This window comes from Undibacterium sp. YM2, assembly GCF_009937975.1.
Classification (GTDB): domain Bacteria; phylum Pseudomonadota; class Gammaproteobacteria; order Burkholderiales; family Burkholderiaceae_D; genus Undibacterium.
On the sequence record NZ_AP018441.1, the window covers coordinates 3869367 to 3883895 of the forward strand.

Annotated in this window: 12 protein-coding genes, 1 pseudogene and 1 riboswitch; of the genes and pseudogenes, 5 read left to right on the forward strand and 8 right to left on the reverse strand. The window is 52.0% G+C overall.

Features of this window, described 5'->3' with window-relative positions:
• Window positions 1–31: 31 nt before the first annotated feature.
• Both UNDYM_RS17425 and UNDYM_RS17430 read left to right on the forward strand, forming a co-directional pair.
• Entirely contained in the window at window positions 32–436 is a 405-nt protein-coding gene (locus UNDYM_RS17425) for a VOC family protein (protein ID WP_162042163.1), read from the forward strand.
• A 187-nt stretch (window positions 437–623) separates the two neighbouring features.
• Window positions 624–1568: an alpha/beta hydrolase gene (locus UNDYM_RS17430; protein ID WP_162042164.1), complete on the forward strand. Its 945-nt coding sequence runs from the start codon at window positions 624–626 to the stop codon at window positions 1566–1568.
• A gap of 576 nt (window positions 1569–2144) precedes the next feature.
• Here UNDYM_RS17430 and UNDYM_RS17435 read toward each other — a convergent pair.
• Both UNDYM_RS17435 and UNDYM_RS17440 read right to left on the reverse strand, forming a co-directional pair.
• Window positions 2145–2714: a flavodoxin family protein gene (locus tag UNDYM_RS17435; RefSeq protein ID WP_162042165.1), complete on the reverse strand. Its 570-nt coding sequence runs from the start codon at window positions 2712–2714 to the stop codon at window positions 2145–2147.
• Between the two features lie 90 nt (window positions 2715–2804).
• On the reverse strand, window positions 2805–3506 hold the full coding sequence (locus UNDYM_RS17440; protein WP_162042166.1) for a pirin family protein: 702 nt from the start codon (window positions 3504–3506) through the stop codon (window positions 2805–2807).
• Between the two features lie 119 nt (window positions 3507–3625).
• On the opposite strand from UNDYM_RS17440, the gene UNDYM_RS17445 reads away from it, so the two are divergent.
• Both UNDYM_RS17445 and gluQRS read left to right on the forward strand, forming a co-directional pair.
• Entirely contained in the window at window positions 3626–4543 is a 918-nt protein-coding gene (locus UNDYM_RS17445) for a LysR family transcriptional regulator (RefSeq protein ID WP_162042167.1), read from the forward strand.
• 24 nt (window positions 4544–4567) lie between these two features.
• Window positions 4568–5454 (forward strand): annotated as a pseudogene (gluQRS, locus tag UNDYM_RS17450) (tRNA glutamyl-Q(34) synthetase GluQRS).
• A gap of 86 nt (window positions 5455–5540) precedes the next feature.
• On the opposite strand, the gene UNDYM_RS17455 reads toward gluQRS, so the two are convergent.
• Both UNDYM_RS17455 and UNDYM_RS17460 read right to left on the reverse strand, forming a co-directional pair.
• Window positions 5541–6035, reverse strand: a complete 495-nt coding sequence (locus UNDYM_RS17455; RefSeq protein WP_162042168.1) for a hypothetical protein — start codon at window positions 6033–6035, stop codon at window positions 5541–5543.
• Between the two features lie 188 nt (window positions 6036–6223).
• Window positions 6224–6892 carry a hypothetical protein gene (locus UNDYM_RS17460; protein ID WP_162042169.1) on the reverse strand — a complete coding sequence of 223 codons (669 nt, stop codon included), beginning with the start codon at window positions 6890–6892 and terminating at the stop codon, window positions 6224–6226.
• 266 nt (window positions 6893–7158) lie between these two features.
• A riboswitch (cyclic di-GMP riboswitch) is annotated at window positions 7159–7245 on the forward strand.
• 247 nt (window positions 7246–7492) lie between these two features.
• Between UNDYM_RS17460 and UNDYM_RS17465 the strand changes: the two genes are divergently transcribed.
• On the forward strand, window positions 7493–10195 hold the full coding sequence (locus tag UNDYM_RS17465) for a S53 family peptidase (RefSeq protein WP_232063527.1): 2703 nt from the start codon (window positions 7493–7495) through the stop codon (window positions 10193–10195).
• A 118-nt stretch (window positions 10196–10313) separates the two neighbouring features.
• Here UNDYM_RS17465 and UNDYM_RS17470 read toward each other — a convergent pair whose 3' ends face one another.
• The 4 genes from UNDYM_RS17470 to UNDYM_RS17485 form a co-directional block, all read right to left on the reverse strand.
• Window positions 10314–11735 carry a multicopper oxidase family protein gene (locus UNDYM_RS17470; RefSeq protein WP_162042170.1) on the reverse strand — a complete coding sequence of 474 codons (1422 nt, stop codon included), beginning with the start codon at window positions 11733–11735 and terminating at the stop codon, window positions 10314–10316.
• Between the two features lie 25 nt (window positions 11736–11760).
• On the reverse strand, window positions 11761–13170 hold the full coding sequence (locus tag UNDYM_RS17475) for a TolC family protein (protein ID WP_162042171.1): 1410 nt from the start codon (window positions 13168–13170) through the stop codon (window positions 11761–11763).
• A gap of 201 nt (window positions 13171–13371) precedes the next feature.
• On the reverse strand, window positions 13372–13746 hold the full coding sequence (locus UNDYM_RS17480) for a hypothetical protein (protein WP_162042172.1): 375 nt from the start codon (window positions 13744–13746) through the stop codon (window positions 13372–13374).
• A 55-nt stretch (window positions 13747–13801) separates the two neighbouring features.
• A complete protein-coding gene (locus UNDYM_RS17485; protein ID WP_232063528.1) occupies window positions 13802–14407 on the reverse strand; it encodes a LysE/ArgO family amino acid transporter in 606 nt (201 codons plus the stop codon).
• Between the last annotated feature and the right edge of the window lie 122 nt (window positions 14408–14529).

Sequence of the window (14529 nt, forward strand, 5' to 3'; positions counted from 1 at the left end):
TATACCGAACAACAAATGAAAGGAAGACAAAATGCATAAGCAAATCTTTGTAAACCTGTCTGTCAAAGACCTGCCCCGCTCCAAGGCATTCTGGAGCAGTCTGGGCTACAGTTTTGAACCCAAGTTCACGAATGACCAGGCTGCCTGCATGATCATGGGCGAGAACCTGTTTGTCATGCTGCTGGTGGAAGAATTCTTTGCAGGCTTCACCAACAAACCCATCAGCGATGCGCATGAGCGTACTGAAGTTTTGAACTGCCTGTCCTGCGACAGCCGCGAACATGTCGATAGCCTGGTCGCCAAGGCCAGGGCTGCGGGTGCCACGGTGCCTAAAGAGCCTATAGATCATGGATTCATGTACGGACATGGTTTCCATGATGTCGATGGCCATGGCTGGGAGCTAGCGTACATGGTAGCTGAAGGTGAGTGCAAATAAATCTGCGCAAGCTGAATCTGTCTCGCCAAACCGCCTGTGCTTCAGGCGGTTTTTTTATGGACATTGCTATCGTTTTCATACCATTCGTCACGGCAGACTCAAGCTTGGTCACACAGTCCCTTACCTACTCCTGCTGACCCGGCATACTGATTCCATGTAAAACTCTTCATGTCGCAGGAAATAAGAAATGAAATTTTTTAGCCGGCCAGGCAAGCTATGTAGATGCACATCCTTTTTATACCGCTTAATAAACTGTATCACCCTGAGCCTGCTGGCAGCAGCTTCTGCACACGCTGCCATGCCAGAGAAGGCTTATGACATGCAACAGGGCATCATCTACCAGCGTAACGGCGATGAAGTATTGACGGGTGATCTATATCGTCCCAAGGGAGATGGAAAATATCCGGTGCTGATTACAGTGCACGGCGGCGACTGGCGCTTTGCCGATGCCAGCCTGTATAAACACTGGGGACCGTATCTGGCAAAAAATGGCTATGCCGTATTTGCCGTCAATTATCGTCTGGTCAAAGATAAAACCAATCTCTATCCGGCAGCGATACACGATGTACGCGCCGCAGTGCAATTCTTGCGCCAGCAGGCAGCAACTTACCAGCTTGATCCTGAACGCATGGGCTTGATGGGCGACTCAGCAGGAGCGCAGCTTGCCACTATCGTCGCACTGGCCGGTGACCAGCCACCGTTCTCGGATGGCATGCAACCAACGACAAAGGTCAAGGTGTGCATAGGCATTTATGGCAGTTATGACCTGACGGCAAAATGGGAACATTCGAATCGCTACTACCCGGACAATAATATTGCCCAGGGCTTTCTGGGTAGCAGCCTCATCGATAACCGCAAAATCTATGTTGAAGCATCGCCGTTGTCTTATGTGACGCGTGATAATAATCAAACGCAGTTCTTGTTGAGCTGGGGTGCGAAGGATAAATTTGTAGATCCGGCTGGGCAGTCGATTGCCTTCATGCATGCCTTGAAGCAGGCGGGGTTTTCTGTGCGCTCAGTCGTGTTGAAGAATGCGGGGCATTATTGGGCATCGGAACCTATCAGGATACCGGGGACGGATTCTGGATATCTGGCACCGCGATTGTTGCAGTTTTTGAAGGAAAAGTTGTAAGTGCTGTCAGTTGGTGATTCCAGATCTGCATGTCATGGGTGGTCAGTAATTCGTTTTGCTTGAGCAACAGGATACAGATTGAATGACCGCATCTCTCAAAGTCGTCATTCCTGCGTGCTTTTGGCAGGAATCCAGCGGCGTTCTTGGCATCCGGTTAGCTGCATTAATTTCAGAATCGTTGTGTTTAAATTTCCTGACTTTAAGCACCTGCACATGTCATTTACGATTGCCGGTCGGGGGTAGCCCGACAGCTACATACCTTTCTTGCGTCGCCAAGAAAGGTATGCCAAAGAAGGCGACCCAGGCGTAGCCGCCCCTAAAGGGGTTCCCGTTTGTGCAGTACAAAAAATGGGAAGATCCGAAACTCGCTACGCTCAGACATCGGCTCTTCTTAATCCATTTTCTGTACAGCACAAACGGCGGCTACACATGGGAACTGCTGAAAGTCAAAAACAACCGCAACGTCAACACAACCTGCTTTAGTACTCTTTAAGCTCGTAGCTAATCAAGATTCCGGAATCATGAAAAACCCGCCAATCAATCCGGCAGGTCTTTTTACTTCAACACCAACTCATCTTACTTAAACTTCGTAGCCACTTCCGCAATACGCTTACCAAACAATTTCGCCGTTTCCAGATCACCTGGCAGCGGGCCTTCTTCTGGTGAAGAGTCGGATGGGGATTGTGTCATCAGGCCACTAAAGCTGGCGATGTAGTTGATGTCATTGCGTTGTGCAGCCTTGCTGTTGGATGGCATCAGGCCTGTGCCTACCCAGATCATGGAGTGCTGCTGGGACAGGGTGAACAGGTAATGCAGCGTCGATAATTTGTCGCCATTCATGGAGGCAGAATTGGTGAAGCCTGCTGCGATCTTGTCTTTCCATACCTGGCTATACCATGGTTTGGAAGAAGCATCGGCGAATTTTTTGAATTGCCAGGACACTGATCCCATATAAGTTGGGGAACCAAAGACGATGGCATCAGCAGCAGCCAGGGTTTCCCATTGGGCGTCGGTGATATTGCCTTCGGCATCAATCTTGATGAGTTCGGCATCAGCACCGCCAGCGGCAGCACCTGCGTGTACTGCTTCTGCGGCCTTGGTGGTGTGACCATAACCTGAATGATAAATAATCGCGACTTTAGACATGTTTTACTCCAGTGTGGATATTGAGTTTTTACGCAAAAAGACAAATCACTGACGTATTTTTTTTGTCAGTGATTTGTCAGTATTTACTACTTAATGCGGCAGATCAAATACCAGTACTTCTGCCTGTTTGCCCTGCTCCAGAACGAGTTTTTCTTCGGCTGACATCATCACGGCATCGCCCTCTTTCAAGGACATGCCATTTACCTGCAATTCACCACGTGCTACGTGGACATAGGTCAGGCGATCCTTTGCCAGTGCTACTTCCTGCTTTTGTTCTGCATCGAACAAGCCAATTTGCAGACGTGCGTTCTGGCGGATTTTGATGGAACCATCGGCGCCATCACCAGAAACGACCAGACGCAAACGACCCTGTTTTTCTTCGCGGCTGAATTCTTTTTCGCCGTAAAGAGGTTCGCCACCCAGCCGGTCTGGCTGTATCCAGATTTGCAGCAAACGTGTGTGCTCGTTATTGGCCGGGTTGAATTCCGAATGGCGCACACCAGTACCTGCACTCATATACTGCACATTGCCTGGACGTATCGTACTGCCATTGCCCATGCTGTCTTTGTGCGCAATCGCACCTTCGAGCACATAAGTAATAATTTCCATGTTCTGGTGAGGATGCGTACCAAAACCCATGGCGGGAGCGATCCAGTCGTCATTAATCACGCGCAGTGGGCCAAAACCCATGTGCTGTGGATCATAATATTCTGCAAAAGAAAAACTGTGATGTGATTTCAGCCAGCCGTGCTCGGCGTGGCCGCGATCTTGTGATGGTCTGAGCGTAATCATATAAGTCCCTTTCAAATTTCCTGAAGAATGTGTCCAGGCGATGTACACACTATATACATGCAAATTCTTTGACATAAGGGTAGAATTTCATATAACTCATTCAAATTATTTGAACAAGCATGAACCTGACCCTTGAAGCCCTGCAAATCCTTGACGCCATAGACCGTAAAGGCAGCTTTGCGGCGGCTGCAGCGGCCCTGGATAAAGTGCCCTCCGCCATTACCTACAGCATACGCAAGCTGGAAGAAGACCTGGATGTTCTGCTCTATGACAGGCGTGGCCACAGGGCCAAACTGACCATCGCGGGAGAGGAATTATTGCTGCAAGGCAGGCATTTGCTGAATGCCGCTCAGGAGCTGGAAAACCGCGTCAAACGTGCCGCCAGCGGCTGGGAGGCGGAGCTGCGCATCGTCATTGATGGCATCATACAATTCGACGACATGATCCCCTTGATCAAGGAATTTGAACAACAGGGCTGCGGCACACGCATCCGTATCAGCCAGGAGATTTTGTCCGGTGTCTGGGAAACTATGGTATCTGGGCGTGCCGACCTGGCCATAGGTGCGGCCTATTATGGGCCCGATGCGATACGCATGCAGGGAGAATTCCAGACCCGCTTGCTGGGCAGTGTGGAATGGGTGTTTGCCGTGGCACCACAGCACCCGCTGGCACAGGCTGCAGAACCGCTGACACCGGCGATTTTGCAGGCTCACCGGGCAATAGCCATCGGTGATACCGGCCTGACCCTGCCATCAATGACAGCAGGCTTGCTGAGCGGCCAGGACACCATGACTGTGCCCACCATGCATGCCAAGCTGGCAGCGCAACTGGCTGGCCTGGGTTGCGGGCATTTGCCGCGCCGCCTGGCATTGCCCCATTTGCGCAGCGGCGCTTTGATAGAAAAGAAGACCAGCGCCTACCGCCCGCCCGAAGATAACCGTCTGGTCTGGCGCAATGCCAACAAGGGCAAGGCTTTGCTGTGGTTTTTACAGAAGTTGCAAGACCCTGTCGTGCAACGCATGTTGATAGGTAATTGAAGAACATCCATGCCAACAAAACAGATGACGCAAAAATACATAGGACGTTTCGCCCCTTCGCCAACCGGCCCATTGCATATGGGTTCGCTGGTGGCGGCCATGGCCAGCTATCTGGATGCAAAAGCCCATGAAGGGCTATGGCTGCTGCGCATGGAAGACCTGGACTTTGACCGCAATGTCAAAGGCGCAGACCAGTATATTATCAATTCACTGCAACGCTGCGGCATGCTCTGGGATGGCGCCATCACCTGGCAAAGCCAGCGCCAGCATCTGTATGAAGCTGCCTTGCAAAAACTGGGGGACAAGCTCTACCCCTGCGCCTGCTCACGCAAGGAAATCGCTGATTCGCGCCTGCGTCTGGGTGATACGGCCAGCCAGATTTACCCGGGCACCTGCCGTCACGGTCTGGCAGCAGGCAAGACAGCACGTGCCTGGCGCTTGCGCGTGCCAGATCAACTCTATCGCTTTGAAGACCGCATGGCTGGCATGCAGCAGCAAAACCTGGCGACCGAGGTGGGGACTTTGTGTTGAAGCGCGCTGACGGCTTCTGGGCCTACCAGTTGGCGGTGGTGGTTGATGATGCCGCTCAAGGCATCACGCATGTGGTGCGTGGTGCTGATCTGATAGATTCCACTGCAAGGCAAATCTATCTGCAAGAATTGCTGGGCTTGCCCACGCCGCATTACCTGCATGTGCCAGTAGTGACCAATGCTGATGGCGAGAAATTATCCAAGCAAACCGGGGCACTGGCTTTTGACCGTGGTGACAATGATGTGCTGCATGAAGCGCTGATACCGGCAGCCCAATTTCTTGGACTGAGCTTGCCTTTACCAGTCACAGATATTCCCACTTTCTGGTCAATGGCAATTCATGCGTGGAAAGAAAAATTGGTCTGTATGGATAGAAGATAGACACAAGGGCTGCAATGCAGCCCTTGTTGATACTGCCGATCATTGACGAGTAGCTGGCAAACAACTAATAAGCAATTAATACGCAATTAATGCTCTGGATGTTCCCTGCCGCGGCCATGACCATGGCGTTCATGCTCATCATAGCGTCTGTCATCCTTACGATAGTCGTCACGCCTGTAATCGTCGCGCCTGTATGCATCATGTCTGTAATCATGGTCACGATAATACCCATCGCGGTAACGAGGCACTACCTGGGTGTTGTACCAGTTTTCCTGTACAAAATACACGGGGCGATTGCAGGCATTGTAGCGATAGCAATGTTTTTCCCATTTATTTCTATGGCCTGGTGGCACCACCAGATACATCGGTTGCTGGACCACATTCACCCTCTGCACTATGCGTGGCTCAGTATAAATGACCTGTGGCTGAGGGAAATTACCAATATCTACCCGACCATAGAAACCTGGTTGCCCGAATTGCATAGACACACCCACATCCTGCGCCTGACTCTGACCTGTCATGAATAGTGCGGCACAGGCTGCGCCTGCGAGCATTATCTTTCTGCATGTCATGGTTTTCATTTCTAACTCCTTATTTGATACTGCTCACAGGAGCATATCCTGTGCTTACACCTATAACGCTTGAGCGGCACATCTGTTGACTTCTGTCGTAAATATTCTGGCTGAGCGCTTGCAAAGCTTCTGTACGCTAACCAACATTCCCTCATGGAATAGCAAATAAAAACGCATCAAAAATATCTATTTGCAACTTACTTGACAGGAAATTCTGCAGCCCATTGTTGTGCTTTTTGATCAAGAACAGCGCGGCGTTCGGCTGGAACTTTTGTTGTCAATTGCGCCAAGGTGGATCTGTTTGACATACAGGCATATTGCGCATCACGCTTGCCGAATTGACGCTTGAGCACACATTCCAGTTGATGGGCACCAGCCACATCTTCGTAGGCAGTTTCCAGCGCTTCAGGCAATACCGTTTGATAGCGCAGTACCAGTTGAGCCGACATGCTGCGATAAGCAGGATCATTCGCTCCGGCCTGATGAGTGTATTTGACAGCATCTTTCAATGCGGCGTAGGCATCAGCATTTTTTTTGATGTTCGGGATACCGGGATTGGATGTCGTTTCACTTGCGCCATCACCACCGCTCATGGTCACTGACCAGCCCGACTTTTCAGTGATTTTCTCTTCCAGGCAGGCCAGGCGGTTATTTGCTTCAGCGGCGACATAGGTTTGTGCCTCCACATTGCCCTCAGCAGCGAGTTTGCGGTTCTTTACCAGCCAGTCCTTGAAATCGGCGCGCAAGGGTTTTGCGGTAATCAAGTCGCAATCGTCCAGGCTGATTTTTGCAGCCTGCGAACTTGCGCAAGTGAGTGCCAGACCGAGCAGAAAACCAGTGCGGGAAATTGTTGAAGAAAGTTTCATGTGTAATTTGTTATGTTCAATTCAGATAAAAAAACGGATACGAATCCAGGCCAGCGATGCTGCCATGATGAGATGAATAGTGGAAATGGTTTTACAATTTAACACTTTTGTTTTATTCAAAAACCAGCAAAACAACTATTTGCAGTTTCTGTTATCAAAGTGAAAGCCAAGCTTGTTTTCGCTACATGATTTCAACAATCCTTGACATTTTTTTTCTTCCATTTAATTCGAAATATTTATACCCTGAATCTGTAATTTCAATTTCTAAAACTTGAGGGCAAACCCGTTGAAAAATGGGGACGCAAAGCCACCGGCCTAAAGCGCATCAGCGCCATGGTAGCGGGGTTGCCGGTGATGGTGTCTGCTTATTTTTGGCACGATACTATTATTCGTCGAATCACCGCCCTCTGCTTATATCGGAGTGCATTTGTGATCATCGAAAAAAAATTGCTCTTCAACATACCCAGGCTGCTTGGCTTGTCTAGCTTGCTGATCAGTGCAAGTCTCCTCAGCGCTTGCGGTGGAGACAGTCAGCAAATCAGCCAATCCAACATTGCGTTACCTCCTCAAGAAGTCGCAACAGGAACGACAACACTGGATATGACTGTCCCTGTGTTGCCGCCTGATGTGGCTGCACAGGCGACACAACCGACCTTTCATCTGGCTCCGGTTTTGCTTGATCCACCGACGGATATTGATGCGACTGACAGTAGCAGGTCGGCCCACATTCCAGCAGCGGCTCTGAGCATACCGCGAGAACTGCAAGCAGTGCGTGGGCGCGGTTTGACTGTCGGTGCAATTCGTTCCTTGCCACGACCACAGTTGGCGCCGCCACCTGCAGGTGAAAACGCACAGCCTATGGCAGGCACCTCTGTCGTTTCTACCTATACGCCTGCGCAAATCCGCGCTGCGTATAGTCTCCCTGCGCTCCCTGCCAGTACCAGTGGGTTGACTGCAAGCCAGGCTGCACAGCTTGGTGCAGGTCAGACGATTTATATTGTGAACGCAAATCACGATCCCAATATCGTTGCAGAACTGAACGCCTTTAATCAAAAGTTTGGTCTTCCCGCATGCACAGTAAAAAGCATTCCTGCAGGTACAGCTTTGCCATTGCCTGCAGCGTCAAGCAATGTTTGTGAATTTTCTGTCGTGTACAGCACCAGTGCTGGTGGAATGACCAGCACCACACCAGCATTCAACTCTGGCTGGGCGACGGAAATTGCGCTAGACGTGCAATGGGCACATGCCACAGCGCCATTGGCCCGTATCATTCTGATTGAAGCTGCTGATTCTTCTATGAGCAACATGATAGGTGGAATCAAGCTGGCCAACGCCATGGGGCCAGGCATAGTATCCATGAGCTTCGGTGCAAATGAAGGAAGCTGGACAGCTGGGGTGGAAAGTACATTCACTACCGCCAAAATGACCTATCTGGCTGCAACCGGCGATAACGGGCCAGCCGTTGAATGGCCTGCAGTTTCTCCCAATGTTGTTGCCGTTGGTGGCACCAGTCTCACCTACTCAGGTACAACACGCACGGAGGTGGCCTGGTCCAATACTGGAGGTGGAGTAAGTGCATACACGGCGACACCAAGCTATCAGAACAATACAGTGCCGGGTGTGGGTACACCTGCCCGCAGGACGGTCGCTGACGTCTCCATGAACGCTGACCCGAACACTGGCCAGTACGTCGCCGTCATGACACCAGGAAGCAGTGTTGTAAACTGGGTCAGTGCAGGCGGCACCAGCCTGTCCACGCCCCAATGGGCCGGGGTGATTGCGATCGCCAACGCGACTTTGGCGCAGGCTGGCAAACCAGTTCTGGGTGCACCGCATGCTGTCCTGTATAACAAAATTGCGACAACTCCTGGCAGCTATGCCAGCAGTTTTGCCGATGTTGCGAAAGGCAGCAATGGCACTTGCGCAAGTTGCGTTGCCAAAACCGGGCATGACCAACTGACCGGCCTTGGCACGCCCAATGTCACCAGCTTGTTAAGTACACTCGGCGGCACAGTCATTGCAACACCGCCAACCGTAACTTCGGCAAGCATCAGCGGGCAAGTTGGCACGGCATTGAGTTTTACCGTATCTGCAACAGCAGCTAATCCCCTCACCTATACCTTGAGCGGCAACCCGGCAGGCTTGAGCATCAGCAGCAGCGGCATTGTTAGCTGGGCCACGCCTGTAGCAGGTACATACACGGTGGTCGTTACTGCGCTGGATGCAAAAACGGGGCTGAGCGGTAAAGGCACTTATACAATCGTTATTTCTGCCCCTGTGCCACCAGCTATTTCTGCCACCACCATCAATGGAAAAGCAGGCACGGCGCTTTCCTTCAATATAACGGCAACGTCTACCAATCCGCTGACCTATAGCATCACTGGTGCACCAAGCGGTATGACTGCTACTTCTGCGGGCGCTGCGACCTGGCCAACGCCAGTTGCAGGAACCTATTCAGTGACGGCAACTGCACTCGATGCAAAGACCGGATTGAGCAGCAAGGCTGTCTATACCGTTGTGATTGCTGCTGCAACACCTCCAGTCGTCACTGCAGCAACGATCAATGGAGTAGCAGCAACCGCACTGACTTTTAATGTAACCGCAACGTCTGGCAACGCAATGACTTTTAGCCTGACTGGTGCACCTGCTGGAATGACTATGGGGTCAACAGGAACTGTAAGCTGGGCTTCTCCTGTTCTTGGCACGTATTCAGTCACCATCAATGCAACGGACAGCAAGACAGGCTTGACAGGCAAAGCTGTGTATACCGTCGTGATTGCTCAGCAACCTGCGCCTGCAGTAACTGCGGCGACGGTCAATGGAACCGTTGGTACTGCACTATCCTACACCGTAGCAGTCAAAGCCTCGAATCCAGTCACCTATACACTGACTGGCGCACCTGCCGGACTGACTATCAGCAGTGCTGGCATTATCAACTGGGCTAGTCCTGTTGCAGGAAATTATGCTGTCACAGTGCTTGCGAAAGACAGCAAGACTGGCTTGAGCGGTCAGGCGGTCATCAGCATCAGCGTTGTGGCATCTGGCTTGAGTATCAGCGCACCGGCAATGACAGGCACTGCAGGCAAGGCGCTAACGGGTAGCATCACGATCAATGCACCCGGCGCGACCTCGATTTCCATCTCGATCACGGGCGCTCCTCTGGGCCTAGGATTTTCCATGAGTGGACTAAGCATTGCAACCAGCTGGGCAAGCCCTGTAAAAGGTAGCTACACCATGCTTATTACTGTGACTGACAATCTTGGAAGAAAGGCGACTGCCAGCGTACCTATCACAATCAACTGAGACGATCAGTTGAGATAATCGCCTAAGACGATCAAGCAAATACAAAAGGCGGAGCATTGTGCTCCGCCTTTTGCACTCTGGCTTTGGACCTTTCTATTACCCGCAGCCATTTTCTTTCTTAATGCCCGCTATGACCTTGCGGCTTGCGAACCTGCACTTCAAGCTCCGGCATGACACGTGAGCCATGCTTCATGCCAGCATGCACATCAACAGGCTGAGCAGGCGGGCGCGGCGCTTCTGCCACGGGGCCGCCATATTCATAGGCTACCGTCCCCTTGGGGTGCCTGAACCAGCCAGGGTCTTTATAATCCCCCGGTTTCTGGTCCTTGCGCACCTTGACTACGCTGAACATGCCGCCCATTTCCAGCCCGCCAAACGGCCCCTCGCCTGTCATCATGGGCAGGGTATTGTCAGGCAAGGGCATTTCCATAGCTCCCATGTCGGCCATGCCCTTGTCCCCCATAGTCATGTAAGCGGGAATGAGCTTGTTGATCTTGTCTGCCACGTCCTTGTGATCAACACCTATCATCGACGGTACATTATGGCCCATGGCATTCATGGTGTGATGGCTCTTGTGGCAGTGGAAGGACCAGTCACCTTCTTCATCGGCAACAAATTCCACCTGGCGCATCTGACCGACGGCAATATCCGTCGTTACCTCTGGCCAGCGTGCAGTTCTTGGTACCGGGCCGCCATCCGTGCCTGTCACGGTGAATTCATGACCATGGATATGGATAGGGTGGTTGGTCATCGTCAGATTACCTACGCGTATCCTGACCCTGTCATTCTTGCGCACATTCAGGGTATCAATGCCGGGGAAGACGCGACTATTCCATGTCCACAAATTAAAATCTGTCATGGTCATGATATTAGGTTTGAATGCACCTGGCTCTATATCATAAGCACTGAGCAGGAAAATAAAGTCCCTGTCGACTTCATCAATCTGCGGATGCTTGTTTTTGGGATGTGTAACCCATGAGCCCATCATGCCCATCGCCATCTGCGTCATTTCATCGGCATGCGGGTGGTACATGAAGGTACCCGGGCGACGTGCGACAAATTCATAGACAAAGGTCTTGCCCGGCTGTATTGACGGCTGGGTCAGGCCGGATACGCCGTCCATGCCATTTGGCAGGCGCTGGCCATGCCAGTGTATGCTCGTATGTTCAGGCAAACGGTTGGTGACAAAGATGCGTACCCTGTCTCCCTCCACCACCTCTATCGTCGGCCCCGGGCTTTGGCCGTTATAACCCCATAGATGCGCTTTCATGCCGGGTGCCATTTCGCGCACGACTGGCTCTGCCACGAGATGGAATTCCTTGACACCATTATTCATGCGCCATGGTAGCGTCCAGCCATTCAGGGTCACTACCGGATTATATGGGCGGCCGTTCTTGGGCTGCAATGGTGGCATGGTATCCGGGCTGGTTTGTGTAACTGCGTCCGGCAAGGCTGCCAATGCCACTTTGCTGACTGTGCTTGCTGCCAGTGCGCCACCAGCGATGCTCGCCAATTTAAAAAAATCTCTTCTTGTACTCATAATATTTCCTTCGCAGATCGTGTGATCAATGCGCTGCTTCTGCCGTGGCAGTTGATTTAACGGGATTCAGATTACTTGCTGACGGGCGCCCCAGCAACTCAGCCTGCAAGGCCGCATCTGCCAACCAGAATTGTTGCTCTGCATTGATGGCAGCCAGCACGCTATTGATTTGTTCGCGACTGTCGGCCAGCAATTCAAACACGCTGATGAACATGCCGTTGTAGCGCAACTGGTTTTCTACCGAGATGCGTTTGCGCAAAGGCAGTATCTCGTCGCGGTATTGGCGGGCGATATCATACATATTGCGATAGGCGGAATAGCTGACGCGCAGATGCGAACCCGCGTTATTCACCGTCGCCTGCAGGCGATAACTGGCGGCCAGGGTATTCGCATTCATGGCAGTTCTCTGCGCATCGCCCCAGTCAAATAGCGGCAATCTCAGGCTCACCTCAACACCACGTTTGATCTCGCCATGTCCCGCTGCATCAAAATTGGTATCGCGCCTGATACCCAGTTCGATATCGGTAAAGCTGCTAACCAGGCTCAAACCCTGGCGTGCTGCGGCGGCATCGAGCTCCTGTTTTGCCAGTTGTATGTCAAGACGGTTTTTGCTCGCTTGAGGACCCAGGCTTTCTGCGGCCAATGGTGTTGCTGGCAAATCTGGCAGACGCTCAGGTAACTTCAGTGTTTTTTCCTGTTCATCATTCAGACCCAGCAAGCGCACCAGCTCTTCACGGGTGGCGAGACTGGCATGGCGGGCAAAACTGAGCTGTGCCACCGCGTCAGCCTTGAAAGCCAATTGGCGCGCTGCCTGCAAGCTATTGAAATTGCCCGCCTTGTGCATGCGCTCTGCCAGTATGGCACTGGCACCGGCCGCTTCACCAACTTGTCTGGCATATTCCAGGCTCTGTTGTGCAGCGACTGCCTTGACCCAGGCAATACGCACCTGGCTAACACTGTCGATGACATCCAGGCTCAACTGCGTCTGTGCCTGTGCCAGGCTATGCTGTGCCATGGTCTGCCTTTGCGGCAGGCTCAGCAAGTCCATCAGGCCAAAACTCAGCAAACGACCCAGTTCCAGCTCACCTGACTGGCGGTTGCGTTCAAACGTAAAAAGCGGATTGGTGATGCGGGCGCTTTGCGCTGTGCTTGCGCCTGCAGCCTGATGCTGCGCCAGCATGGCTTGCAAGGCTGGACTATTCAACAAGGCCAGTTGTACAGCAGCGTCTTGCGACAAAGGCTGTGTCAACAAGCTTGCTGCCTGATCCTGCATGTTTTTTTGTTGCTCAGGCTTGCTCGCCAGCGCCAGTTTGCCCTGGGTGTAAGCCGGATATTGCTGATTGAGTTTTTGCGTGCTTTGATCGATATCAAAACTGGCGCAGCCAGTCATCACCAGCAATGCCGGTAACAGATATCGGTAATGTATGTGCGACATGAAGTCCTCGCGGTAAAAAATGTGTTCCCGTCAAATGGGGGAAGTATTCGTAACTTGGGCTACCCACGCATGTTGGGCTGAGCTTGTAGGTTGGGCTACGGTTTACCAGCCCAACACTCGGCCTCAACAAACGTTAACCTTATTCAAACGCCCAGTGTTGGGCTGATAAGGCGCAGCCCAACCTACGAACAAACTAATTATTCAGACGAGAACAGCCTTAGGAGGACGTTCCAGCATGCGTGCAGGCACGGATGCTGGCAACAGGACGGGCAGTACCTGGGCATCATCATGCGCAGGTACAAATGCAGAGATTGAAGGAGCAGGCATGAGCGCGATACCCATGCAACAAGGGGAAGAAGACTTGCAGTGATCGGCCACTTTGGCTTTCACAGCATCTGAACCATGATCGCTAGCCTTAGCAGTGGGCTGGCAATGTTCATTGCCACTGGCAACAGCAATACCAGCCTGGACAGACATATCCATGGCGCAGCCCAATTTACTGGCGACAGCAAAGCCCTGCAGGGGCAGCAGTACCAGTAACAGGCAAGCAATCAATAAACGCCAGGATTTTTTCATGTGCCGAAGTTATCACAATTCGGGCTTTTCAACAAATGGCCAGCTCAAAGCCAGATCAACCCAGCATTAAATTGAGCGCCAGCATCAGCATCACAATACCGACCAGGCTATCAAGCACCCGCCATGCCATAGGTTTGGCAAACCAGGGAGCGAGCAGGCGCGCACCAAAGCCCAGGGCCGCAAACCAGATCGTCGCATTCAAGACGGCACCCACGGCAAACCAGTATTTGCCATTGCCTGGCTGCTGGCCACCTATGGCACCCAGCAACACCACCGTATCCAGATAAGTGTGGGGATTGAGCAAAGTCGCACCCAGCACTGCCAGTGCAGCCTTGTCAGCCGTCAGGCTCAACTCCCCGGCTTCAGCGACCAGGCTTTGCTGGCTGGCCGCCGCCCGCAGAGAGCGCACGCCATACCAGACCAAAAACGCGGCCCCGCCCCAACGGGCTATCGTCAGCAAGACTGGCTGGCTATTGATCATGCCACCTATGCCCGCCACTCCGGCCAGTATCAGCAGCATTTCACACGCGATGCAGATCATTACTGTCAAACCCACATGCTGCTTGCGCAAACCCATGCGCAAGACGTGGGCATTTTGCGAACCAATTGCCATGATCAAACCCGCGCTCATGCCCATGCCCTTGAGTATAAAAGCCAACATCATCAGTCTCCCGTTTGTCGATGTAGTGATTGTGAGGAGAAAAAGGTTTAATATGAAGTTAATTTAAAATATTTACGAATTCATTAAAATTTCTTAATTTTCAAATTTAGTTCAATTGATCC